Origin of the sequence: Bacillus sp. WMMC1349, assembly GCF_013155385.1 — a bacterium.
GTDB lineage: Bacteria > Bacillota > Bacilli > Bacillales > Bacillaceae > Bacillus.
This window is the reverse complement of record NZ_JABJUQ010000007.1, coordinates 1,807,584-1,833,819: the sequence shown is the minus strand read 5'-3', so window position 1 is coordinate 1,833,819 and position 26,236 is coordinate 1,807,584. Positions and strand designations below refer to the sequence as shown.

Annotated in this window: 19 protein-coding genes and 6 pseudogenes; 7 read left to right on the top strand and 18 right to left on the bottom strand. The window is 35.1% G+C overall.

The annotated features are described in order from the left end of the window. Positions 1–19: 19 nt before the first annotated feature. The 6 genes and pseudogenes from HOO54_RS11755 to HOO54_RS11730 all read right to left on the bottom strand — a co-directional run bounded on the left by HOO54_RS11755 (position 20) and on the right by HOO54_RS11730 (position 5,442). The gene (locus HOO54_RS11755; RefSeq protein WP_172295427.1) at positions 20–523 is read right to left on the bottom strand and encodes a Rok-like winged helix domain-containing protein; all 504 of its coding nucleotides are present in this window, start codon (positions 521–523) and stop codon (positions 20–22) included. An 80-nt stretch (positions 524–603) separates the two neighbouring features. Beyond that, the gene (locus HOO54_RS11750; protein WP_253907785.1) at positions 604–2,040 is read right to left on the bottom strand and encodes a flavin monoamine oxidase family protein; all 1,437 of its coding nucleotides are present in this window, start codon (positions 2,038–2,040) and stop codon (positions 604–606) included. Between the two features lie 95 nt (positions 2,041–2,135). Then, positions 2,136–2,801, bottom strand: coding sequence for a sulfotransferase family 2 domain-containing protein (locus tag HOO54_RS11745; protein WP_172295423.1), 666 nt, complete (start codon positions 2,799–2,801; stop codon positions 2,136–2,138). Between the two features lie 138 nt (positions 2,802–2,939). Beyond that, positions 2,940–3,367: pseudogene (locus HOO54_RS24735) on the bottom strand (DUF3788 domain-containing protein). After that, positions 3,364–4,251 (bottom strand): AraC family transcriptional regulator, encoded by an 888-nt coding sequence (locus tag HOO54_RS11735; RefSeq protein WP_172295421.1) that lies wholly within the window; start codon positions 4,249–4,251, stop codon positions 3,364–3,366. The pseudogene HOO54_RS24735 and the gene HOO54_RS11735 overlap by 4 nt, the downstream one beginning before the upstream one ends. A gap of 69 nt (positions 4,252–4,320) precedes the next feature. After that, positions 4,321–5,442 carry a GNAT family N-acetyltransferase gene (locus HOO54_RS11730; RefSeq protein WP_172295419.1) on the bottom strand — a complete coding sequence of 374 codons (1,122 nt, stop codon included), beginning with the start codon at positions 5,440–5,442 and terminating at the stop codon, positions 4,321–4,323. Positions 5,443–5,603: 161 nt separating this feature from the next. On the opposite strand from HOO54_RS11730, the gene HOO54_RS11725 reads away from it, so the two are divergent. The 3 genes from HOO54_RS11725 to HOO54_RS11715 all read left to right on the top strand — a co-directional run bounded on the left by HOO54_RS11725 (position 5,604) and on the right by HOO54_RS11715 (position 9,076). Next, a complete protein-coding gene (locus HOO54_RS11725; RefSeq protein WP_172295417.1) occupies positions 5,604–6,119 on the top strand; it encodes a cupin domain-containing protein in 516 nt (171 codons plus the stop codon). Positions 6,120–7,016: 897 nt separating this feature from the next. Beyond that, positions 7,017–8,198: an alanine racemase gene (alr, locus tag HOO54_RS11720; protein WP_172295415.1), complete on the top strand. Its 1,182-nt coding sequence runs from the start codon at positions 7,017–7,019 to the stop codon at positions 8,196–8,198. A gap of 362 nt (positions 8,199–8,560) precedes the next feature. After that, positions 8,561–9,076 carry a hypothetical protein gene (locus HOO54_RS11715; protein ID WP_172295413.1) on the top strand — a complete coding sequence of 172 codons (516 nt, stop codon included), beginning with the start codon at positions 8,561–8,563 and terminating at the stop codon, positions 9,074–9,076. A 980-nt stretch (positions 9,077–10,056) separates the two neighbouring features. Here HOO54_RS11715 and ltrA read toward each other — a convergent pair. From ltrA to HOO54_RS11685, 6 genes and pseudogenes are all read right to left on the bottom strand, one after another. Further along, positions 10,057–11,859 (bottom strand): group II intron reverse transcriptase/maturase, encoded by a 1,803-nt coding sequence (gene ltrA / locus HOO54_RS11710; protein WP_172295411.1) that lies wholly within the window; start codon positions 11,857–11,859, stop codon positions 10,057–10,059. Between the two features lie 813 nt (positions 11,860–12,672). Beyond that, positions 12,673–13,241 (bottom strand): annotated as a pseudogene (locus HOO54_RS11705) (RNA-guided endonuclease InsQ/TnpB family protein); the annotation flags it as partial. A gap of 173 nt (positions 13,242–13,414) precedes the next feature. Next, on the bottom strand, positions 13,415–14,683 hold the full coding sequence (locus HOO54_RS11700) for an MFS transporter (protein WP_172295409.1): 1,269 nt from the start codon (positions 14,681–14,683) through the stop codon (positions 13,415–13,417). Positions 14,684–14,982: 299 nt separating this feature from the next. Next, a pseudogene (locus tag HOO54_RS11695) lies at positions 14,983–15,294 on the bottom strand (GTPase); the annotation flags it as partial. A gap of 283 nt (positions 15,295–15,577) precedes the next feature. Then, on the bottom strand, positions 15,578–15,727 hold the full coding sequence (locus HOO54_RS11690) for a hypothetical protein (protein WP_172295407.1): 150 nt from the start codon (positions 15,725–15,727) through the stop codon (positions 15,578–15,580). After that, positions 15,714–16,853, bottom strand: coding sequence for a Rap family tetratricopeptide repeat protein (locus tag HOO54_RS11685; protein ID WP_172295405.1), 1,140 nt, complete (start codon positions 16,851–16,853; stop codon positions 15,714–15,716). The genes HOO54_RS11690 and HOO54_RS11685 overlap by 14 nt, the downstream gene beginning before the upstream one ends. Before the next feature lie 937 nt (positions 16,854–17,790). Here HOO54_RS11685 and HOO54_RS11680 point away from each other — a divergent pair. Next, positions 17,791–19,050 carry an MFS transporter gene (locus HOO54_RS11680; RefSeq protein ID WP_172295403.1) on the top strand — a complete coding sequence of 420 codons (1,260 nt, stop codon included), beginning with the start codon at positions 17,791–17,793 and terminating at the stop codon, positions 19,048–19,050. A 472-nt stretch (positions 19,051–19,522) separates the two neighbouring features. Next, positions 19,523–19,798: pseudogene (locus HOO54_RS11675) on the top strand (transposase); the annotation flags it as partial. Positions 19,799–19,830: 32 nt separating this feature from the next. On the opposite strand, the gene HOO54_RS11670 reads toward HOO54_RS11675, so the two are convergent. The 4 genes and pseudogenes from HOO54_RS11670 to HOO54_RS11655 form a co-directional block, all read right to left on the bottom strand. After that, complete coding sequence (locus HOO54_RS11670; RefSeq protein ID WP_172295401.1) at positions 19,831–20,463, bottom strand: type 1 glutamine amidotransferase family protein; 633 nt, start codon at positions 20,461–20,463, stop codon at positions 19,831–19,833. Between the two features lie 75 nt (positions 20,464–20,538). Beyond that, entirely contained in the window at positions 20,539–21,501 is a 963-nt protein-coding gene (locus HOO54_RS11665; protein WP_172295399.1) for a helix-turn-helix transcriptional regulator, read from the bottom strand. Positions 21,502–21,732: 231 nt separating this feature from the next. Next, positions 21,733–22,157: pseudogene (locus HOO54_RS11660) on the bottom strand (transposase); the annotation flags it as partial. A 225-nt stretch (positions 22,158–22,382) separates the two neighbouring features. After that, positions 22,383–23,522, bottom strand: coding sequence for a tyrosine-type recombinase/integrase (locus HOO54_RS11655; protein ID WP_172295395.1), 1,140 nt, complete (start codon positions 23,520–23,522; stop codon positions 22,383–22,385). A gap of 600 nt (positions 23,523–24,122) precedes the next feature. On the opposite strand from HOO54_RS11655, the gene HOO54_RS11650 reads away from it, so the two are divergent. Together HOO54_RS11650 and HOO54_RS11645 are read left to right on the top strand one after the other, a co-directional pair. Further along, complete coding sequence (locus HOO54_RS11650; RefSeq protein ID WP_172295393.1) at positions 24,123–25,133, top strand: helix-turn-helix domain-containing protein; 1,011 nt, start codon at positions 24,123–24,125, stop codon at positions 25,131–25,133. A 242-nt stretch (positions 25,134–25,375) separates the two neighbouring features. After that, positions 25,376–25,708, top strand: coding sequence for a hypothetical protein (locus HOO54_RS11645; protein ID WP_172295391.1), 333 nt, complete (start codon positions 25,376–25,378; stop codon positions 25,706–25,708). On the opposite strand, the pseudogene HOO54_RS11640 reads toward HOO54_RS11645, so the two are convergent. Together HOO54_RS11640 and HOO54_RS11635 are read right to left on the bottom strand one after the other, a co-directional pair. Next, positions 25,698–25,859, bottom strand: a pseudogene (locus HOO54_RS11640) (peptidoglycan-binding domain-containing protein); the annotation flags it as partial. The gene HOO54_RS11645 and the pseudogene HOO54_RS11640 overlap by 11 nt on opposite strands. A gap of 220 nt (positions 25,860–26,079) precedes the next feature. After that, positions 26,080–26,235: a hypothetical protein gene (locus HOO54_RS11635; RefSeq protein ID WP_172295389.1), complete on the bottom strand. Its 156-nt coding sequence runs from the start codon at positions 26,233–26,235 to the stop codon at positions 26,080–26,082. Position 26,236 lies beyond the last annotated feature (1 nt).

The window sequence follows — 26,236 nt, the reverse complement described above, 5'->3', positions numbered from 1 at the left end:
TTTAAAGGGGAAAAGTCCTTTATTTAAAGGACTTTTCGGAAATCAGCTCTTGTTCTTTACTTAACATATAGCGACCACGATCAGGTTTTTTCACGTCTGGATGGTGCTTCATCAAGCCTTGCATAAAAGTTGTCATATTCATAATTGGAATGCCTGTTTCTTTTTCAATCTCGACCCGAAGGTCTGTGCCTCTAATCCCCTCCTTGTATGTATTCAATACTTTTAAAGCCGCCTCTCGATGAATAGAAGTTTTTGATCTGTGAATTTGTTTTGTATTTATCATGAAAGAAGGCTTTTCCGTTTCAGGATGTTTATTGACTTCTTTAAATTTTTGCGCAGTTGCACTGGCTAATTCAATCAACGATGACTTTTTGTTTACTGAAGGAAGTTGATTTGCTCCATCTAATTCACGCAGTTTTGCATAAATTTGATTTCGTTCTTTTTGAAATTCTCGTATGACGGTAATCTCAGTATGATTTAGTTGCTCAAGCCTTAAGCGTAATGCATCTCTTTCATTAAACATAATCCCATCTCCTAAAAAATTAGTTTTAATTATAGTTTATAGGACTTTTTTAACTTTCACAATTGATTTTTTAGGACTATTTATAGCGGGATAAAACTTTTTTGATTTACTTCATATGCCGCTCTTATCCCTGACTCTATTGCACCTTGCATCCATCCATGAGTAAGTGAAGTATGTTCTCCTGCAAAATGTATCCTCCCTTCAGGTGTAGGAATATAAGGATATAGTTCTAATTCCTGCCCTGGTTCGAAAACGGTAAAAGCTCCAATTGAATAAGGATTTTGGCTCCAGCTAAAAGGAACTCCTCTGACAAATTCAGAATAAACCTGATTCCCATATATTTCTGACAAATCCTTCAAAGCATAATGAATACGTTCTCCCTCTGAAAGACCATCCCATGTCAACGCATCATCTGCCCATGTATAGCTTGCTAAAATGACAGCAGGTCCTCCTGCCCCTATTCCATAACTAGGATAGTATGTAAAACGGATTGGCAAGTCTGTTATTAGTCGCCCGCCAAACTGCCCCTTCCTTTCCCAAAATCTGCTCTTAAACTCGATACCGATTTTTGTTGCAGCCGTATAGTTGAGTTCACGAATTGCTTTGCGTTTATAGTAAGAAAAAGTATGATATGGTTCAATTTTTACAAATCGCAAAGTTGTAAAAGGGATCGTCACAATCGCAAGATCACCCGTTACTGAACAACGCTGCCCAGTTTGTTGATCCATACAATGGATTGTGACATTGTTTTGAAACTGAGAGATTTTATCCATTTTTTTACACAAACGAATATTTTCATTTAATTGTGGAAGAAATGCATGTGGCAAACGGTCCATGCCGCCTGTTATCTCATAAAAACGGGTTGTTGATGTAAAAAAGATTGATTCTCGCAGTACTTCAATAAGAGACATCCCCATATAAGCCTCCATATCGAGAAGGACACCCATCATATCAATTGCACCGGTTGAAAAATGAGAGTATAAAAACGATCTTAACGATTGATTTCTAAATTGATACTCTACAATCTTCCAATTTGTTTCCGGATTTTGTTTGATAAAATTGAAGATCGGATCAAAGACGGTATTCAACAGTTCTTCAGCCGTTTTTCCTTGTTCATGAGGGGCTACTGGATATTTTAAAATACTCGGATTTCTTTCAAAACTTTCGAGACGTGTTTTAATGCCATTTACATACATGATATCCTGTGGAGTACGATTAATAAATAGATGAATAGGTAACTTAAACTTTTTAATATATGCTAAAGTTAAAAAGTGGTTTTCTGGAATGCGCATTGGTCCAGCATTGAAGTGCAACCCATGACTAAAAGGAAATCGCGGAGTGTAAACACGTCCTCCTATTCTATTATTCCCTTCTAAAATGGTCACTTTGTGACCAGCATCCTTTAACAAGGATCCTGCCGTAAGCCCAGCCAGTCCAGCACCAACGATAACGATATGTTTAGGAAACTGTGATGTTTCTAGGCCATTTCTAATGATATTCAACATATCTCTTTCCATTAATTCAGCATTCATGTGAAGAGGCACCCTCTTTCACTCAGAATTATATTTAGCATTATATTCAGTGAAAAGGGTGCCTAACACTTTTTAATGGTCTAGTCTGTCCATTTCTGAAGTTCGATTTTCATATTGTGATCCAATGACTGTAAACGATTATCGAAATTTTTCTTTACCACTTGATATAGTTGTATATCTAGCTGATTTGCCTGTTCAATTTTTTTAATCGTTTCCTGAGGGATTAATTCTTTTGTTGGTTTTTTCTTGTTTACATTCACTTTTGGACAATTCATATTTTTCCAGCCCATTATTTCTTTTAATAAAAATAAAGATGGTTGAAACACCTCTGTGACACCATAAAAAGTAAAATGATCCAAATTGATGATCGCCTGCTCAAGATTTGCTTCACCACCAGTAACAAAGCGTGTTTGCAAATTGGATCGTTCAGCTGATTGGGCAAATTCTTCTAAGCTCCCTAAATGATTGTAATGTAAAACCTCTTTGAGATAAAAATAATTTGAGATAACGCGGTTAATCGGGTCACGAAACATGGTAATGTAATGACAAGGTCCTAATTCTTGGTGTTGACCGTAAAGATTATGTCCTAGTATACATTTTATGTGCTCATTTATTTGTGGTGTTTCATTTGGGTTACTCACCAAAATGCACTCGTCTCGACTATAATTTTGATAAATAAATAGATTTAATGAAGAACCAGCTGTTTTTGGGATATGGACAAAAACTAACCGTTTATCTTTAGTCAATTAGATCACCTTCTTTTTCTTATTAATCAATATAATATATGCATTGAAATTCAACTCGAAAGTGTGGTTGACGATAGGAATTTTTCAAAGGTGGACAATAGGGCGAACAAAAAAATCCTCAGACCACTTTTTATGGGCCTAGGATTTTTTTACGCGAATTTGAATGAGTTGAAATACATCTTCTAAAACTGACCTGTTTTTAACCTCAATCATCAGCCATTGTCCAAGATGTGAAGAAGGTGTTTTCTTGTATAGTTCCTGAATATATGGTGTACAGGTTTGCACGATCATATCAGCTTCATGCTTTTCTTTTGTACCAATCACAACCAGTACGATGAAATATCCTTTCATTGGATATAATGTACATAGCGATTTTCCACTTTTTTATACTTTACATTCCATCCTTTTTGTAATGAACACTTACTATACTCCAATTTCGGTGAAATTTTATAATGATTGTCAATAAACCGATGACATTCATCCCATAAATCATGATTTACATATGTTGTGATATCTTCAAATGTAGGTTGACAACTTTCATCAAAGACTTGATCCCACACGGTCATTCATCCTTTTGCTGTTTAAACCATAGTTCCATAGAAGATGTTTCAGGTTCATTTTCACAATAAATTTCAACCATAAACGGTTCTACGATTACTTGATTTTTTTGGAGCCAAGTGCCATACATATAATGAACAGCTTTATCGAGAGCATCTCTTGTTAATTGATAGAAGTCTTCGGCTTCAAAATAACAAACAATGTAATTCCCTTCAAATAGTATAAATTCCGAGAAATCTTTCAGTCCTTCTAAATGATCAACTTCAGCACCAACAAAATAGTTTAAATACCCTTCACGATGACCCGGGCGTCCAACTCCAATTTCTTCTTTTTTGAAAACATCAACCTTTTTCTTTTTTAGATGGAAATCGTGCCATAATTCAGCTAAGTGATCAATGCTTGGATGATTTGAAAACGGGGTTTCAATTGATAGTCCAGCAAAAAACCGGCTTTTTTCTAAGTATTTACGATAGACTTCCAATACAACTCCATCAGCGATAAGGGGCACTTTTTCATCAACCAACCGATATTTTAAAGAAAGATCAGGTTTATTAAAGTGTGATAAAGGTCTTGGATGTTTACGATACATTTCAGGTGTAATCGTGTATACATCTTTAAAACTACGTGTAAATGTTTCATGATGTCCAAAACCTACGTTAAATCCAATATCAATCATTTTTTGATCCGTATTCTCTAGCATTGATGCTGCTTTTGCTAAACGTCTGAGCTTTACATATTCCATAACTGGCTTTCCAACTAATCGACTAAAAATCCTTTGATAATAAAATGGTGACAAACACGCGATATTCGCTAATTCTTTAATTTTCAATTCCTCTGACAAATGAGTTTCAATATGTGACAATGTTTTTTGAACCAATTCCCATGTTTCCATGAAGTACACCTCCTATCTTTAAGATAGCGGATGATGATTCACAATTCTTGATCTACAATGCTCTATTCATCACAAAATAGCTTTTTCAAATTCTTCCAAAAGAGCTTGTCCTTTGTCTGTCTTCCTCAGATGAACCAAATCTACAAAATAGCGAATATCAGAGATATCATTCCAACCAAGATCTAGAGCGAGCTGCAGATGCTTTAACGAAAGATTTGACCTGCCAGCCAATGAATATCCACATGAAAGAAGGAAATGATGCCGTTTGTCTAATTCTCCAAGAACTTGGGCTCGCTTTATATATTTGTTTGCTTCAGTTACATTTCCACCGTATCTTAATCGATGATAAGCACTGAAAACAAAATGATCTAACCGATTGTACAAGAATACAAAAGCAGTATAATACTGTCGGTTGGTAAAGCCAACTTTTTCTGCTAATTTAATTGATGGCACCCGAAAATCCTCTGTTCTCCAATGAGGCGTTCGCCCTTGACGGAGGCATTCATCGAGAAACGCTCGCGCAGCTAATCGAGCATAGCCTTTCCCCCGGTCAAAATAGTTGTATGTATCAATCCCTATTTCAACATCAGTATCTGTAGCAAAAACAGATACACAACTTGATCTCACTTTTTCTTCGACAATGACTACATAACCAAATCCTTTTTTAATAAACATGTCAGGTGATTCCCAAAAATCTACAACACTTTCCAAGATTTCTTCAAACCTTTGTTCTGACAGCATGTCTAAAGTGATACGCTTAACTTGCACATGAGAGGGTATCGAAATTTTTGGCGATTTTATGTAAAGTTCAGGATCAAAAGAAAACGTAACCCTTTCATATAGTTTTGGAAGAAACATTTGCAAATGTTCCTGAACTATTTGTCTCCATTTTGACTCTGGCCATAGTTCCACCTGAAAAAAATGATCATTTATTCGCTCAGCCTCAGGGGCGATCACTTCTTTAATAAAAGTTGGAAGCTCAGTAACAAAATCGGGCTGAGGATCACCTAATAGATAAAAAATTTCTTGTTCTGCCCAGACTAGTGCACAATTGGGCTTACTCAAATGATCGACATAAATACGACCATTATGATGTCCTTCGATTATACCGTTAAGAATAGGATGGCGCTTATCGTGAAGAAGTGAACGGATAAGCTTAAAGTTTTTTTTCTGTCTCAATTGATGAATCATCGTAGAATTTGCCTCCCTTATTTCATGATACTCGCTTGGAAGTTGCAATTTTTGATGTCATGTTTGTGATGGTTTTTCAATTCCCAAACCATCTATCTAGACACATTCCCTAAACACAATACATAGAATAATTGGTAAATCATTGTGAAAGGATTGAGAACATGTATTATATGCATCTTCCCTGCCCGTACTATGTTCATATACCAGTTTATTATGAGTCAGGACATGCAACCAGATCTAATGGTACTGCAAATAGAAAAGATTATGGTTCAAGACCATTTGTCATTGATATCAATCGAGCTACAAAACAAAACAATAAATATCGTACTGCTTTATGGACAGGAACTCGTTTGCAAGTTACTTTAATGAATATCAATGCCGGTGAAGATATTGGCTTAGAAATGCACCCAAATGTTGATCAATTTTTACGTATTGAACAAGGTCAAGGATTAGTTCGAATGGGCAAAAACAAACATCAGTTAAATTTTGCAAGAAACGTCTCTGATGATACAGCAATCATCATACCTGCTGGAATGTGGCACAATCTTACAAACACAGGCAGGGTTCCCCTAAAACTTTACTCGATATATGCACCTCCAAACCATCCATTTGGTACTGTTCATGTAACCAAAGCTGATGCATTAGCTGCAGAAAGACAAATGATTTCAACTTTCTAAAACAAAGTAAAAAAGGGGGGCCCTGAAAATGATGTGGATGAATAAAAATCGCGGAATGCTCGCTTTCCGCGGGAGATCCGCGAACCTCCTCTGAGCTATTCCTTACTCCTGCTGGGTCTCGCCTAGCTCGCTGTTCCCGCAGGAGTCTTGCAATTCCCCTTGATTCATGTTGATAAAGGACTTTTAAGACAGCGTATGGACTTTATCAGATCTGTTTGTTGAGCATTTAATTGTGGTCAAGTGAGAATATGGATACTTTGAAACAATCTTTTCAATTAACTTGTTTTGGTTCCTAATGGAACGAGCAGTTGACTTAACCCCAAAAATGGATCATACAGGTGATCAAATAAATCAATACAAAAATTAGAAGATAAACTGGTTTTTAAAGGTTTTCATTATATTTATTTAGTTGGCTTGTCATCTTCTTTGGGATTTATACAAGTTGATCGACCAAGTTCTGAATTTCATTTTGAATTTTAGACCATAAAACAGAATAGGATAAGAGAAAGAACCCCAAAATGCTAAAAGACAGGGTGTTTTTCTTTTGAATAGAGCCTCAAGTTCTACTCTATTGTCATATATATACTAGCCCTCAACTTTGTTCCCTTTACAAACTTTTTCTGAATCTGCCTGTCCGCTAGCAAGAGCGTATTGCCGTTTGAGGAAAGCGTTGTTTTTATTTGGTGATTAAAGAAGCTGACCAACAACCCAAACTGATTAAGGTTTTAACAATGAAGAAGCTCACCCCAGCCAATATCAATCAACTCTCGCATATCAAAGGTGTTGAATGATTGAAGATTAAATTGAATAAGATGGGAACACCCAGGGAATTTATCGAACGGCTAATGTGGTCTTATCTTATACTATTACTATTCTATAAGAAAGAAGGAATCGTTGATGACAAAGCTTTGTCGAGAAGTTTGGATAGAAGTAAACCTTGATGCAATAAAAAAAAATTTGCGAGCATTTCATCATCACATTCCAAATAAGAGCAAAATTATGGCTGTCGTTAAAGCTAACGCTTATGGTCATGGAGCTGTAGAAGTGGCACGCCATGCCCTGGAACACGGAGCTAGTGAGCTTGCTGTTGCTGGATTAGAGGAAGGAATCGTTTTGCGAAAAGCAGGAATTAAAGCCCCTATCCTTGTGCTTGGTTTTACACCCCTTAAATGTGTGAAAGAGGCATCAGCTTGGAATATAGAGTTATCAGCATTTCAGGTAGATTGGATTAAAAAAGCTAACAAGATCTTGGAAAAAGAAATAAATTCTAGCCGGTTGGCAATTCATATTAATGTCGATACTGGTATGGGACGATTAGGTGTACGCAGAGAAGAAGAGCTTTTAGCTATAGTGGAATCACTAACGGCAAGTAAATTCCTTAGATGGAATGGAATTTATACACATTTTTCAACAGCTGATGAACCAGATACGACACTAACCAGACTACAGCACGATAAATTTATCAGTTTTCTTCGCTACCTAAAAAATCAAGGCATTGAACTGCCTACCGTACATATGAATAACACAGCTGCAACGATCGCTTTTCCGGAATATAGTGCAGATATGATTCGTTTAGGCATAGGCATGTATGGATTATATCCTTCAGAATATATAAAGCAACTCAATCTCGTTAAGCTTATACCTGCACTAAGTCTGAAAGCGCGAATTGCTTATGTAAAAACGATGATAACAGAACCAAGGACGATTAGTTATGGCGCTACATACATAGCCGATCTTGGAGAAATCATTGCTACCCTCCCGATCGGCTATGCTGATGGTTATTCTCGTGAGCTCTCTAATCGCGGGTTTGTTCTTCATCGCGGAAAACGAGTGCCTGTGGTAGGAAGAGTGACAATGGATCAAATCATGGTTAGTTTAGATGAAGGTAGTGGGAAACAAGGAGATGAAGTTGTTATTTATGGGCGACAAAAGGGAGCTGAGATTTCCGTTGATGAAGTTGCTGAAATGCTTGACACAATTAACTATGAAGTTGTATCTACACTAAGCCGTCGCATCCCCCGTTTTTATATAAGAGATGGCGAGCTTTTAAAGGTGTCGTCTCCAGTATTATATGTGTAGATTTTTTTGAATGATGTTTAAAAAAAGCATTGATATGAAGAATATTGAACTCGATATAAGCTTTATTGACCTCTTCCCTCTAACACTCGTTAATGCTTTGATGTATGTCCACAGTTATTCGGTTGAACTACAATAGAAAGTTTCGATATTTATTTAGACAGGTAATTGGCTATTGTCTGATGTTAATATAGGGTGAATCGATCAAAATTTTAATGTTTAAAATTAGTTGTTGTGGGTCGTTTAGGTCTTGAGACTTAAGTAGATTGGAAGTGCCTTTTTAATTTATAATGTATAATAGTTGGAAACTTATAAAAAATCTATTAACATCAAATCTATAATCCTATAAAGGAGTCGATAGTAAAATGTCAAAAATCGCACTATTCGAGGCTCTTCCTTTAAGAAATGCTATTTCTAAACGTATTCAAGAACTCTTACAAGAACGCGATAGCGTTGCATATGTTGAGTTTGACAAAGGAGAAGAATACATCAAGCCTACAAAAACTGTAGATCAAATCAAAGCCGAGCTGGATACGGTTAGAAAAGACTATCGAGACCTGGTCGTATTAGTAACTGAAGCCAACCTCAATGCTAAAGTTGTATGGGATGAAACAGAATTGTCTATTATAGAAGCGTTAGAGCTAGCTCAACAACTTAGAGGTGAGGCTAATAAACTGAAAAGTTACGGCCGTTCTAAAGAAACTGAAAGATTATCATCTTATTCTGATATTATTAGCTATCGTAAAGCAATGTTTGATCCTGAGAAAATGCAATCTAAAGGATTAAAACTTGAAAGAATGGCGAATCGCTTATCAAATGCAATTGAAAAAGCAAATCATCATTATGAAATTGAGTTTGAAGCAGCTGATAAGTATCTATAATTGCTGGGCTTTTGCCTTGGCTATGAGGGTGAAAATTGTTTCACCTTGATAGCTGATGTAAAATCATCAGCTTGAAGCATCAGAGAAGTAGAGAACCGCTATGGTTTGGAGCGTACCCGAACTGAAATACTCAAATATAATGAATGGGTTAGTATGGAAAACGGATAACGTTTTTACAACTAACGATTGACGTGCTTCACAATTTGACGGACGTTAGACATTTACTTTGATCATATTTTGATAAATAACTTTAAACTCTGTTCTCTGTTGCTTCATTTTTCTAAGACTCATTTTTGCCAGGTGATATTCGCACAGTGATGACTATGAATGATTTACTGTACCATGTGTGCTAATCATTCAAAAGGCACTGCTAAAGCGACTTTTGTATTTCAGTGTCATTAAAGCATGTCAACTTCAACTTTCATACCCCTCAATACTGATCGCTTCATTCCTCTTTTCAATTTGACCGATGTTGCGGACTTGCAAAGGAATTTATTTCAGATTTCAAATATCAATTAAATCAAAGAATGCTCTTTTTTAAAAAAACGCCCTCCCATTTAGAAGAGCGGCTAAATATTTTTTTCTAGACTCCCCCCTTATATTTACAGTCTTTATTTCGGTAATTTTAATTATTTATCTTTTTCCTTGATTTTTATTGTTTTTTTATCAAAAAAGCCAAATACAACTGCCATAGAAATAATGATCGTAAACCACATTGACCAATTCATTCTATCACCTTTTCTATATAATAAATTTTAATTTCAGCAACCTGCCCAGCTAATAATGATACGTTTTAAATGTACTATAAGTTTCATTAATTGTTAAATGTTCTTTCTAGCTACAAAAAACCGAAATCATAAGCCAGTCTTCCATATGGTGAACTATAGCAATAGGTAAGACTTTGATGCAATCGTCATCTTTTCCCCTGCTCCACACCCAACGTGCGATTTTCACCGCATTAGGCGTTCCATCTTATTCTTTTAGACTAAAGCAACTAAATTACAAACTTTACGAAATTGGTTTAATTTCTTCAATTGTTTACCATCCAGTTGAAGAGAGTTCCTATATCGTTCAATCGTCTTTTCTTCTGTGGCATGAATTAATTTGTGAACATCTTCGTGTACTATTACAAGGTTGCTGAAATCATCTGTTCCTCCCATGTGGCGAGGTAGTTTATGATGACAATGAACTTCTTCTGCTGATAGGAACTCACCTGTTACTGCACACTTACCTAATTGCATAGAATATCTTGAAATCCTGTTATCAGAATATTCTAGGTTATCATTGTTAATGGATGTCTGTAGCATCTTGTTGATTTCTATGGCAATATCGGTCTTAAGATTTTGGTGAGATTTTATCCTTCCTTCTTCTGTATAGTCACATATGATTTGGCTAAAATTCATAGCGTTTTGTGTTTGTATATCTGCTAGAGGAAATAAGTGAATACCTGCAATCTCAAAAGTCTTGTAATTATTCTTGTGAAGTCTCTTGTATGTTTCAGATGGCTTACTAGGTATTCCATATTTTCCGATTGATTTTAGACGATTGTACAGGGTTCGTGAAAGACGATAAGCTATTTTAGTAATATCATTATTTACATGCGTAGCTATTTTGTAGTAGTTTTTGATACCAAGAACATAAGCGTTATAATGATTAACAGTTTTAGGTGAAGGATTCTTTTGGATTTTGTAAATTAATTCTCTAGTTTTACTTAGTATGCTTGTTACTTTTTTATCCATGATGTGTGTATTTGCTACAACCTTATTACGCTTAATTACTGCTTTAAGGGAGAAACCTAGAAATTCAGATTTTCTTCTCCGTAAATTGGTGATTGTTGATTTCTCAGCTGATATATCAAGGCTTAGTTGATTTTTAAGATATCCTTTAACAGCGTGATATATTCTTATAGCTGATTTATGGGAGTTTGTGAAGATTTTAAAGTCATCCGCATATCTAACAATGAACATTTCTTTAAGGTTAGTTCTCTTTAATGCTCTATGTTTGTGGTGTTTATGGTTATATTGATGACTCGTTTTCATATTTTCCCATTGATTGCTAATCCACCAATCTAAGTCATTTAACACAACATTGGATAGTAATGGGGAAAGAATACCGCCTTGCGGTGTTCCTTTTGTTGGTATTCCTATACCCTGTATAGGTGCTTTAAGCATTTTTCCAACGATAGTTAATACACGTTTGTCTGTAATGCCTATCCTATACATTTGTTTTATTAACTTACTATGGTTGACATTATCAAAGAATCCTTGTATATCTATATCTACTACGTGATGATTATCTGTTTTATTTACTAAAAACTGACATCTTGCCATTGCATGATGGGTTGACCTATTCGGTCTAAAACCGTATGAATGATTGTAAAATTTTGCTTCACATATTGGTTCTAATACTTGTTTGAACATCTGTTGAATAAGTCTATCCCTCATAGTTGGTATACCTAATGGGCGTTTCTTTCCATTTGGTTTTGGTATTTCAACTCTTCTAACAGTTTGAGGTTTGTAATTTTCTAAAGTGTTTCTTATATCTTCAACAAATGATTCAACATTTTCTATTTTGTATTGGTCTATAGTTATACCATCTGTTCCTGCTGTTTTAGAACCTATATTAGCTTTAATGTTTCTATATGCTAGTAAAATATTGTCTTTTGATATGATATGTTCATATAATTTCAATCCTTTTGTGGCGTTATTTTTACTTCGCTCATAAAGATTATCGAATATATTTTGCATATCATAATATTCCGCATGTCGTAATGCCGTACTCACCGATGGATTGTTTCTCCTTTCGTATGAAAAGTCCCATCATCTTACTCGACCCTGTGAGTTTCATTGAGTTGATTTAGTTTTCAAAGAACAAGACTTGGGACTATCCCTCCACGTTCATTACACGCTTCATTGGTACTGTGTCCCTACTTTCACAAGAATAAAGTCATTTCGGTTGGACCTTATAGACACCATCCCGATAGTAGTCGTTTGTGTTAGATGTTTCTTGCTTACAACGTTCCGATTAACTTAGCTTTACATATATCCGTAGATGCTTGCTATGAGCCTGTTAAATTATATCCTCATTGTTGGATATCCCGAATTTCATGGGGAGTATTCTTACTCTTCGGTATTTAACCCTATACTTGATAAGATATGTCTTTCAATCATAATGTGGTTTTAGACCCTTACATTCGCAAGTTTGTCAGTCCTATACTGGACATTCTCACCGTAGATATTTTATAGCACCCCGACCTATCATGAGCCATATTCCATGGAAACTTAGGTTCATTTCAGCCGACTTCACCTAGCTTCATACCATTTCAGGCTACTACCATTCATAGCATGTAGGAGTATTAGGCAACTCGTTTCAGCTCAACATGACGGCTTTCATTCCGAGTTTTGGTTAATCAGTTGTAATTGCTTTAGAGCAATCCTCCTATTTCGTGTTTAAGCACTTATAAGGAAACGTTTCACACACTCCCACCACTTACCACCCTAGTTGCTTGAAGTGGGGGCTTCTTGGGTAATCGCCACTTTTGGTAGCTGGCGAAATTGACCAAGCTAACCCTCTTGTTCCAAGAGTTTATATTGTCTTTAGGCAGTTGCTAATAAGCGAATGCCTTCTTTTTTGATATTGAGTAGTCTCTGCTTATATTTAGACCACATTTACATTGGTAGGTGCGTTCTGATAATGTTACTTCTTTTACCGAACCACAACTTGAACAAGTTTTTGTAGATGGAAACCATTTATCTATTTTGATGAGTAATTTCCCTTGTTCTTTTAGTTTGTAATGTAAGAAAGAAGTGAACATTCCCCACCTATTATCAGCCACACTTTTACCAAACTTTAGAGCCTTTGACATCCCTTTCATATCTAAATCTTCAATCACAACCGCATCATAGTTAGTTACTAGTTCTTTTGATTGATGATGAAGAAAGTTTTTGCGTTGATTTGCGACTTTCTCTTGGATTTTAGCTACACGAATCCGTTGTTTATTCCAGTTCGAAGAGTCTTTCTTTTTACGAAAAAGTTTACGTTGTTCTTTCGCTCATTTCTCAAGCATTTGTCGATAAAATTTAGGGTAATTGGCTTTCTCACCCTCGCTATTAACAAACAACCCATCCATCGTAAAATCTAAACCAACAACTTTTTCGATTTTTTTACTTTATGTTAAACACTTATTTCAATTTAACTTTACACATAATCAATGAATATACTTCTGTCCGAAATAAGACTGGTGAAAGCTAGGATTCGTTTGTTTTTCATAACCTGCCATAATAAATTGGCTTCAAATACATATCTCCAAGAACTCAGGAGGACTTCAGCCAAAGAACTTTACATATTGGCACTTGCCTTTTTTTCCTTGATGAGGTCGGATTCCTGAGCCTTGGCAAGCTGCGTGAACAGTAAAATTCCAAGACCTGCGAGTATCTCAATGCCGCCACCAATTGCAATAACCTTGCTTGATCCAAGCGCTTCTGCTGCATATCCGCATATAATTGAACCTAAAGGAAATGCACAGCTTCCAATCATATGGATAACAGCAAACACTTGTGGCTGATCTTCTCCATCTACAGATTTTTGAATAATTGTGTACTCTGGAACATTGATTGAACTTATCGCAACACCAAATGCAAAGGCTGCAAAAAATACAATTGGTAATATTGTAAGTAGACCTGTTGAAACATAAGCTATCCCTTCAATAATTCCAGCTGTTATGAAAAGAAGCCCATATTTATTGATCTTTACTTTAGCAAGAATAAATCCAATTAAAAATGCCCCTGCAGTTGTCGTCGCCTTCAAAAGTGAATGAATAAATGGTGTGCTATTCAAATCTTCTGAAACATAAACGGCAGACAGAGCTTCCCAAGGAGTTGCTGCTAAATTCATAAAAATACAATAGATCGCTAATGGAAATAAAATTCTATGATGTCTAACCAAAGAAAATCCTCTTTTTAATCTTTCCTTATATGTACTTCTTTTTTTCTCAGTTTCATGTTCAGCAAATTGCTTTTCAGTTTGATACTTGATACAAAGAACAAAAATACCGGAGATCATATAAAGTATGAAAGAAACGATCATTGTCGGTGCTGGACCGATTATAGTTAGAAGAATACCACACAGTGTAACAGTTGCAAGCTTTACAATTTCAGAAGAAGACTGGATGATCGCATTTGCTTTTTGCATGAACTCTTCATGTACAATTTGCGGAATGAGGGTAATTGATGCAGGATGATATGTGGCTCCTGTTGCTGAATAGATGACCATGAGGCTCATAATAAACCACATAGGCGAGAAACCGTTGAAATAACAAATTGGTATCGAGAGCACAACCACTGCTCTTGTTAAGTCAGAGAAATACATCCAAAATTTTAGAGTGTTGCTTTTCATTAAAGGTCCTGTTACAGGTCCCAACAAAGCTTCCGGCAGAAAAGTAACAGCGATTAATAAAGATGTGCCGATAGCACCTTTTCCACTAAAAATCAGGAACCATAAAATGGAGTAGAATGCAAAGCTGTCAGCCGAGATCTTGAAGATCCTAGAAAAAAAGAGAAACGTGAAATTCTTGTTCCAAATACTTAATGAATCATCTAATTTTCCCATTAATCAAAGTCCTTTCTCACTTAGATAACAATATTTTAACACAAAATTCATAAATTGGTTATTTTTTATAAAGGTATACCTGAGGTACTTGATACGTTAAAAAACATCATTGTAAGGCTCACCTTTTAAGCTTACAAAGCGTCACCAATAAGGTAGATGAGCAGCACGGCAATATATAAGTTGGTTAAATTTTAAGTGATGGAAAGGCAGTGAAGATTCCGGAGCTGTCCTGAAAGTAGTGTGGATGAATAAAAATTGGGGAGTTTGCTCGCTTTCCGCGAGCTTCCTCGGAGCTCGTTATTGACAATGACAATCAAATCCATACCGCTAACAGCTTCAAAAAGCTTCATGTCTTCATCTGAAAGCGGCTCACTATAATTAAGGACGAGTAAAATCAAATCCGCTTTTTTTAAAACCTCTCTGGAGCGCTCAACTCCAATCCGTTCAACGATATCTTCTGTCTCACGAATACCGGCTGTGTCGACAAGGCGCAACGGCACGCCCCTTATATTAACGTATTCTTCAATCACGTCCCGCGTTGTACCCGGAATATCAGTTACAATCGCTTTCGTTTCATGAACAAGACTATTTAAAAGAGATGATTTACCGATTTTTTCATATTTACTTTTCGTCAATTTGATTCATCAAAAAAACTCTGATCTGATTGACCAAAGCCTTTTTAATGCTCAATTTTCATTTTTATCGACTAAATCCTTTTGAGAGTGTTCAAAACTGAAATGGACTGCGAACGTTTAGTTATTCAAGAATCCCCCGTCACACCGTAAGGTATAGGGCTTGCGGCTTTAGCCAGTAGTTTCAAAATCAATAAATATAGAAGAGACTACACACAAGGTAGCCTCTCCTTTCTGTAAATAGTCTAATTTAAACCACTTTTTATGCTAATTCTGAGTTGGATTCAATAATACTTGAAGTAATCGCTTTTCCAGCAACTTTATTGGAGTCGGATGATACAGTGAAATTCATTAGTAAAGTCAAGATTGCCATACCAGATAAAATTCCTAATACTAACTTACTTTTTTTCATGAACAACATCTCCCCTTCTAATTTGTGTTCTTGCTAGAATACCTTTTTGATAAAGTTTAGCAGATTTTTCTAGCATGCCAATTCCATTATAATATGAAGCGGCATCTATTGCCAGTTCCTCAACATCAGCATACAAGTGTTTAGATTCTAAATAATCAAATCCTTCATCTACAATATTATGATTTGATTCTTCAAGATATACCCCCTTCAATATATTAAGTTGAGCTTCATGTTGTTTGTCTTCTAAGGAATGGGTGTATTCTATTCCTTTCTTATAAAGACTTAATGCTTCTGAATAATTTTTTTGCTTAATGCAAACATACATTAACTGAAAGATCGCTTTAGGTATGTAAGCATACTCTTCTTCCTCAAATATTTTTAATGATCTTTCAATGTATTCGTAAGCTTCTGAAAATTTATTCAAATAAAAATAACAGTTGCCTACATTGAAAAGAGCGGAGGATAACAAATATTTACTTTGAGTTTTTTTAGCTTCACTCAAAGCTTTTTGAAAGGGTTCCAAAGCCTCTTCATGTCTCATACAATCCATTTTATTTCCTGCCATGACAAAGTAACAAAAGATTTTTTTCTCTATGAGTGTTTCATAAGCCTTAAAAGTATCGAAAGCCATAGTTATATAATTCATAGACAGATAATTTTGATTAAGATGATAATAGATCTCTGCCATTTTATAATAAAACTCTGCTCTCTCAATTTCGTCTGTCACTACTGAAAGTGTTTGTTCAGCAATTCGATAGTAGGTTATAGCAATATTGAAGTTCTTCTGTTTGAATTCATACATTCCTTTAAAAAACCAAAAATAATAATTGATCATTTCATCAACTTGACTTCTTTGTTGGATTTTCTCTTTATTCTTTTCAACAATAAACAAACTATCTTTTATGTCTCTAGCCTGATGAGGTTTTAAGTCTTTCAACATAATCTTATGTCGAAAATCGATCAATAAGTAGTATTCAATAACTGTTTGATCTTCCTCCATCTCTTCAATATCTTTCTGTATTTCAGCCTTTAGAAATTCTGCTTCTGTTACATTATTCCTTCGAATCATTGAATACCATTCATTCATCTTAGATGCAACAGATTCCGATGGTATTTTTTGCTTCATATTTGAAATCTCCTTCCAATAATGTACTCAAATATCCTATATGTCCATTTATTGTAATGTTATCACATTTATTCAATTTTAAAAATTATTAATTCAAAATTTTTTATCATACTGCAAAAAAGCACAAAAAATTTGATAATTTTTTTGCAAGACTAAAGTTTCTCACAAAAGACTCTTTCTATTCTTGATAATAAACGCCAATAATAAAGTGTGATATAAACAATATAAACTGATTTACCGAACTATTTTAACTAAAAATAATTTCTCTATATTTTATTTTAATATTTTTAATACTTCAGGTTAATTCTTCAACAATATCCAGAAATCAATTGATCATTTTCTTAATTTAACGAAATTATTTTTCACAATATAAAAAAATCCTACATTTTCACATACACTTTCAAAAACTTATGATTAAATTGTTCCGTGCGAATAACACATATACAGGAAAAATTGCTATAATGTTACTGTTGAACAATCTATATGTGTGGCTCACATCCAAATTTAATTTAAAATGAAGCGTTGTAGATGGAAAAACAGGAACTCCAACAGCAGGATCAGGAAGCAAGAGCGAAACGAATAAAGATCTTGTGGGATCGGCTGAATCGCATAGGAACCTTTCTTCGACTCCTCCTCTACCTGTTTTCATCATTGTTCTCGGATGACCAATGATAGAAACCACGCTCTGGATGTCACTGTATAACATGTACTAAAGGATAATTCAAAATACCGGATACATTTCGAGTCTCCTACTATACCCTTTTATCATCGATCCTTTCTTTATTCGATCTGTTCTCTCACTTATTACATATAATTGACCGTTTCAACGTTTGTCTTCACTCAAAAGTCTTTTTTATATTGACTTGTAAACTGGAAGAAGATAATCTTTAAAAGAGGTGTGTAAAAAAAAGGAATATTTGTAATGAGGGGGTTAAAAATGAATAAAAATAACAGTGTGTGGCAAAGGAATTTCTCTTTTCTTTTTTGCTCTAAGATGGTGAAGATCATCGCTGACAGCTTATCATTTAATACGATTCTATGGTTTCTTATCCTGAGTGGTAAAGGTGCTATAGGAACCGCTTTTTTAATCGCTGTTAGTTTTCTTCCTCAGGCAATTTTGGGGCCGTTCATTACACCATTGATGAAAACAACCACGTTAAAATTTTGGATGTTCTTTTCGGACTTAACTAGAGCATCAATAATGCTGGTTATTCCAATATGCTATTTTAATGGGTTTTCACCTTTGTGGTTTATCATTTTTCTTATGCTAGTACATTCAGCAACAGGAGCTTCTTATGATCCAGCATCTGTTTCTTTAATTCCGAAAATTATGAAAGAAGAGCTTATCCAAAAAGCAAATGCAACAATACAGTCTTCAGGTGAGGTTATAAGACTGATTGCACTAACGCTTGGTGGTGTTATGATTGCTGTTATTGGAGCGGCCTACACAATGTTTATCATCCTGCCGCTTTACATCATATCAGCATGTCTTGTTCTTTTTATTAGATACAAAATGAAAGAGATCGATTCGAAGGTCAAACAAGCTAAACCGCGAGGAGCATATATAAAGAGATTAAGAAGAGGGTTTTCACTTGTACGACAACACACCATTTTGTTTCCGTTAGCATTATTTTGTGTATTCTCAAACTTTGCATCAGCTCCTTGGGAAGCACTTTCAGCGGTATATATATCTGAAGATTTAAATGGAGATTCAATTGTGCATTCATTAATGAAAGTTACAACGGCAATTGGAGCTTTTTTGTTGGGATTTATTTTGGCAAAGGTCAATGTGAATAGATACGGTTTATTGCTAGTTTCTGCTGGGATAGTGGAGGGAGCCGCTTTTTTAATTGCGGGGATGTATTCAATTTTACCGTTAGTATTTTTGGCGGCATTTGCATTAGGCGCTACAGTCAGTGCGGTAAATGTTCCGGAACATACAATCATTCAAATGTCTGTCGATGATGAAGATCAGCCACAGGTGTACGCTATTATTAATATGATATCCTATGTCATGATTCCGCTAGGTGCTTTAATTGGTGGCTATGTATCTACTATTATTGGTTCAGGAAAAGTAATTGCATTTGGAGGGGCTATTGAAGTCATTGCTGGCATTTGTATTCTATTATTTACTCGATTGGGGAAATCAAAGAAGTCAGATTTAATCCTTGAGAAAGAACAGAGTTTAAAGGTGTGAATACCCCACCATACAAAAACCACTGCCTAAAATGTAGTAGGAGCTGAAAAGAGCAAAATTGTTAAAAGTTATGCTTCAATATTATTTATATATCAGTGCTTATGAAATGTGAAAAGGGCATCTAATAGTCAAATATTGACTTACTTGAGAGTCCCATTGGGTTGTCAAGTAAAGTGCGGCTTAAACACCAAATAAAAACATAAGAGTTAGCTTTCTGAGGTTTTCATCATCGGTTAGTCAACCCGACTGCTGGTACAGTCGAGTCTAAAAAACTTGTAGAAGCTGTTGTATATATTGTTAACCAGTGTTTTCTTGGCTAAAAAGATGTTTAATCTAAACTTATCTTTCATCTAAAATCGGCAAGGATACCCACACCTTAATCGTGTGAAGCACTGAATCGGTTACACTTAGTTGGACAAGTTAGTTAAGGTCAGTTAGACTTGGTTCAAATACAAACCGAGGAGCGTTTAAAATGACCAAAAGAGCGAGAAGAACTTTTTCAAAGGAATTCAAAGAGCAAATGGTACAGTTGCATGCGTCCGGTAAACCCCGCGCGGAGATTATTAGAGAATATGAATTGACGCCTTCTTCTTTTGATAAGTGGGTTCGACAGTATCATGATAATGGGTCGTTTCAGGAAAAAGACCATCGCACACCGGAACAAGAAGAATTAATCAAACTTCGGAAAGAAAATCAAAAACTGGCCATGGAAAACGATATTTTAAAGCAAGCCGCAAAAAGAGCGGAGGATAACAAATATTCACTTTGAGTTTTTTTAGCTCATCCACTTATAGAGTCCATTAACTGGAAGAAGTATTCAGATTTATGAGTCTTATTTAGCTTATACCATGAATGCAATGTATCTGGTGCAAATACATCTAATTTTTTCATTACTTCCATCGCAAATTCCAGAGGAGCTACTCCTGATGCAGTAACCAAATTCTCGCCAGATACTACAGGTTCCATCTCATAAAATTTTTCTCCTTTATAATTAGGACAGACACTTTTAATATACTCTAAGTCATTGCTTGTATGCTTTCTAGAATCTAGATATCCAACATTCGCTAATCCCTCAGTTGCACCACAAATTGCAGCAACAATAGTGCCAAGCTTTAAAGCCACGCCAATTTTTTTCAAAATAGGTTGATGTATATCTTCTCCCCAAGTATTCCCTCCAGGTAAAATTATAAGATCCGTACTCTCAAGAGTACACTCATCAAGTGAAATATCTGGTTTTATGCTCAGTCCTCCCATCGTAGTAATAATTTCTTTATTAGCTCCTACTGTAATTACTTTTAAAGGTGCTAAATCTTTTTTGAAATATCTTCCTGAGTTTAGTTCAGCAATTAAATATCCATATTCCCAGTCCGACATTGTATTAAATACATAAAGAAAAACTTTTTTTGTTTGCATCCAATAACACTCCAATCACATTTAATATAGGCAAATATAACATAACTTCCCTGACACCGAGCGTCAGGGAAGTTATCAAATTTGATGAAATTTTATTAATTCCGACAAAACTTCGATCAGTCTTTTCTTAAGACTGATTGGCTCAATAACTCGAATAGATTTTCCGTACGGTAAAAGTAAATTAGGTACATATGTATGTATCATATCTTTCTCAAGGAGAAATACTGCTTGATTAGAAGTACACTCTTGTAAATAATGTCCTAAAAACCAATGTTGGCAAATATCACCCAATGCCCTTTTATCTCCACTAATGACCAAAGAAATAATCCCTTCCTTATCTTCTATAGTTGGAACAAGGTTTTTCATAAAAAAGTCACGCGCTGAAAAATTTTCTGGTCGGTTAAACTTATTTTCTGTTAACATTAGACTTTCCATTCGATCTACTCTAAAACTACGCATATCATTTCTAAGATGACAAAACCCTATCACATACCACTTATTATTCCAATAAATAATTCTGTACGGATCCACCAATCTATACTTTGATTGCCCTTCACCACTTTTATGGTATAGAACTTTTACAGAGTATCCGTCAGCTACGGCCTGCTCCAACTCCTTCAAAAAAGGTTCCATAGCGAGGGAACTTAATCGACTTATTACTTCAAGACTAGTTAAATGTTGATTTATGTTTGTTTCCTGCTCTTGATTCGAATATTTTCTTAGCTTTGAAATAGCCCTATTTAGTGCTTCACCTCCATAATACCCGGCTTCTTCTGCAAAAATAGCAGCGTGCAATAGCGAGGTTTGCTCCTCAAAATCAAAAAAAAGAGGAGCTTCAATAAAATTGTTCAATAAAGTGTATCCACCATTATGTCCTGCGTCTGAAATTATAGGTACACCACTTATTGAAAGTGTATCAATATAACGATACACAGACCTTATATTTATCTCTAACTTTTCTGAAATTTGTTTCGCAGTAATTTTTCCACCTGAACTAAGCATCCATAGAATCGCTAGTACATTGTCAATTTTAGCCACAGAATCCACCTCTATATGGAAATATATTTATTTTAAAATAATACTAAAAACATTACATATTCATTGAATTTCTATTTAAAAGTAAGAAAACCGAAAAAGCTAAAACAACTTGCCATGTAATATCTTTTAATTGTTTGTTCTCTTCTTCTAGTGCCTTTAAACGGTTTTTTAAGGTCCTTATTAATACTTCCTCTGAACGGACACTTTTACTACTGAATTGTCAACACTAAACTAGACAGTTTTCTTAAGGTGTATAAGTTTGTATTCCACTGACTTAAATCATCTAAAGTCCCATGAATGCGTAGGTGGTTGAACCAATGCACGTAGTCTGTAAATTCTCTCTGTAACTCTTCTAAGCTCTCAAAATGGCGTTTCTTTACGAACTCGGGTTTAATAATCTTGTATGTGGCTTCTGCTACAGCGTTATCATACGGACAGCCTTCCATACTTAGTGATCGCTTGATGTTAAACGTTTTTAGCGCTTCATCAATGACATGGTTTTTAAACTCTTTTCCTCTGTCAGTATGGAATAGTTGAATATGATGCTAGTTCCCCTTTATGGACGATAGGGCCCGATAAACGAGTAACGCATCTTTATTCTCACCTGTACTAAATCCAATCATTTCACGATTATACAGATCAACAAATACACACACCCCTTACATACGTTAGATCACTGACCATGCCAATAAAAAATTTCTGGCATAAGACGTCAACCCGCTCCTAACAATTAGGAACATCCCTTTCATGAAGAATCCTATTTCTGTTTATTAAAGAAACTCTTTCTCATTAAACTTACATCTATTGAAAAACTTAGCCGATCCTTTACCTTGTTTCGGTGATGGGCTTACGATTTTATCTGTGAGAATCTCAATAACTATCTAAAATTTGCTTTGATCCCATCTTAGAGCGACCTCTCGTTCTCTTTCCAAAACCTTTTCTAAATAACGTTCAGTTGTCCTTCTATCTTTATGTCTCAGCGCTTGCTGAATTTCCGATATATCCGCTCCCATCTGTCTGCTATAGATAGCAAAAAAGTGCCGGAAGCTATGGGGTGTGATTTTTGACTCTCTATGAACCAGGAATGGCAAATTTGTTTTGTTTACCTCTCTTATAATGAAGTTACTAAGATTTTTATAGCCATATTGCTCTCTCTTTTGAGTAGCGAATAGAGGGCTTTCATCCAAAGGATCAAGGGCTGTGCTCATTCTACGACGTTTTCGAAATGCCATGATACGTTCAAAATTTACGGGATGTATAAGTACATCAAAAGGAGTCCCACCTTTCCCGATTCCACGCAGTCGATAATTCCCGCTTATCGCATCATAATATAAATCCTTCATTTTAGCTTTGGCCACTTCTTGTATACGTAGCCCTGTCATTGAAAGAGTTGTTAAAAGTCCGAGTGTGATTGGATTATTCTGATACAAATCAAGGAGTTGTTTCACTTCATGATAATAAAGGTCACGATTTGGGATTTCATCTTTTGATATAGATGTACTTAGCATTGATTGATGAAGAGGGTCTTGAATATAACCGTTGTCAAATAGGAAAATCAAAAAACCTTTGATTACAGTATTCTTTTGATGAAGTGTAGCTGCTTTATATGGTTTGCCTCCTCGCCCAAGAGAAGCTGTACTTAAGTATTTCTGAAATGCATTCACATGTCTCGGGCGGAGGTTTTTTAAGAGCGAAGATTCATCATAGTCAGACACCTCTTGTTCAAAAAAGCTCCGATTATCTTCTAAGTACTTATAAAACTGCAAAAGTATACGAGTATATTCTTGTTTCGTATTACCTCCTCTGTTTCGGCCATGACGAACGTGCTTTTCCCTGTGAATAAAGTAATACATCATAGCAAGATCACTAAAACCGCTAAATCGATTCAATTCCTGTCTTTCATTCTTAACCGTTAGTTCCTCAACTAAATAGAATGTTTCATCATTAAGCAACATAGACGGTGTTATATTATTGCTATTTAATATATCAATTTGTTTATTATGTATAGTTAGATCATTCAAAACATATATCCCCCAATCTTTCATTATCTTTTAAGTATATTGATGGCGTGCTACATATTTTATAACATCAATATAATTGAGTGAATTAACATTATAACATGTCAAAGCGTTGTTTTGTTTTATCATCAAATCAAAAATAACGATTGTAATTTAACCATCTATAGAAAAATGTCCTATTTGTCTACACTAAGTATAAGTGTTTAATCTTTATATTTATGTATAAGTTTAAATCATTTGATACGGACTTGAAGTTGATAAATTAATCACTATTACGTTTTAACTTTGATTTAATGTGTGTCCGGATAAATAAAAATAAAAAATTAATGTTCAATATGACATAAACACGTTTAATGTGTTTAACCAAACTCTTTATTTTTATATAACAAACTATAAATAATGCTATAATGAAGGAAACCATTTTAGGAATCGGATGATGATATGCCAGAGAACGAAAATAAGAATGAAAAAGACTCAAAAGATTTAGATGATGTTCAATTTGAAAAAATATTGATGAAGAAGCGTTAGCTGTAATTTTCAGATTATATGATAAGACATTTAAGGATCTAAATTCTAAACATATTGTAGGAGTGGATAGTAACTATGAGTACAATGGATGAACAAAATTTAAAGGAAGTTTCTGAAGAGATTGTTAATGTACAAAATGTAATGTCGATACTGGACATAGCGAGTAAACAGACTATTTATTCTTACATAGCAAAAGGAAAGCTCATTCCTATAAATAAAGAAGATTGGAAGATTGATGGAGGATATGAATTTAATCTTTCAGATGTTTTAAAACTAAAGGAAGACATGAAACCAACTGATTTAACAACTTCAGATGTTGCTAAAAGACTTGGGGTGGCTCAAGCTACAGTGGTGAACTATATTAACCGGGGGATGCTCTCAGCCTATAGGGGTTTATTTAAAGGTAAACCATGCAACTTTATTAAAGAAGAAGATGTAGATCAGTTCCTAAAGCAACACAAAGTTGGGAAAAGGTATACAAAAGAGTTCTTCTATAGGCAGGACTTAAATGTGGTATTGCTCCAAAAGTTTATTAAAGGCGATCGGGCAGCACGATTCATGTCTTTAGATGGTGATATGCTTGCTATTACAGACGAGGATGAACACCTTTCCTACAATGAATTGATGGAAGCAGGATATGTTCCAGCTTATGATATTAAAAGAAAGAAACCTATAACAAAAGAAGGTTTTATTCAATTTGAATTCAAGAAGCATTCTGCTGTTCACAATCCGATGTTCACCCTACTAGATATATTCTACCAAGAGATAAGTCCAGTTAACATGAGGATTAATCCTGGAACAGATAACAATCTTCTATTAGAAGTACGCCCTTGTCTTATCAGTAAATTGCCGCAAGATTTGTATGAAATATTACAAAACTATCTGGTTAAAGGCGAGATACATCAAAGGAGAAATGGAACCTATGTTGATAGTGATCTCGAAATCATCAGGTTGAAGGTGACAAAATCTCAAAAAGATTCACTTGAGAAAAAAGCGAACAGGCTAAATAAAACCCTAGAGGAGCTAATATTAGAAACGATATCTAGATCTGAGTTAGAGAATAAGCTGTTTAAAGAAGAAAATTGATGTTCTATCAAAATCTAAAGAGTAATGAGCTGACAAAAAATGGACTCCCATCAATTAAAATTCATACAGTTGGTATTGTTACCAATCAAGTTGATGAGCTCACGTCTTTAGTCGGTTATAGGATGCCCCCAGTATTTTGTAATGTGGAGGGCTTGCGGTTTTAACAATAGAAGAATATGTCTTGAGAAAATTTGCTGAAAAAATGGACCGTGATGAAAAAAGTCATTAAAAGAGAAGTCACGATGAATATCATTAAAAAAATTGATGAGAAAAAATGCTCGATTGAAGACTTAAGAAATTTTCTAGATGAAAAAAATCCTATAGTGTTATATCATGCCATGACTTATATCGGTAAAAAAGGTTATGACACAGGCGATATTAAAGCAAAATTAACTCAATTATCTTCAAAAAGAAAAACTGAAAATAAATTGTTGGGTCTTTATAAAATAGGTGACTTAGCAATTGCAACCTTGAAAAAGCTTGGAGTACAGGAAGATGAGATTTCTAGGTATCAACATTTAGATGATTTTGATAAAGAAACTGTTAAGAGATTATTTGAAGAAATTAACTGGTGAGAAATGTTAGCCCTCTGTAAAAAAGCCTATATGCTTCAAGCTTCGCCTTCGTCTTAGGTCCATAAATACCCTTCGCAACTAGACCATGCATAAGCTGGAACCGTCTTATGGCATCTTTTGTTTTCGGTCCGTAGTAACCAGCAATCCCGCTTTAGTCGTACAACTCATTGGAGTTTGAGCGAAAGGCAACGGATATCCTGATTTCTTATTATTACATGAAGATGAGTCTGATCGTATTATGTCCTAGCAGACGATCAGCTTTTTTCCGAAATGCTGATAGTTGACTTGAGCAATTTTTGCGTGTGACATCGTAATGACGGACAATTCTGCTCGTAGATAATTCGTATCACTTACATAGTTTTGCAACTAGTTCATTCAACAGCCTCACTGTTGATTTCCTCGTCTTTTTTTACACACATTTCCACACTGATTGCTGTTTGATTGGCATTCGGCTTTAAGAAGCTGACATAACAACGGTCCCATCTTTCGTTTTCACGGATAATATACTTCACTTCTTCGTGGTTCACA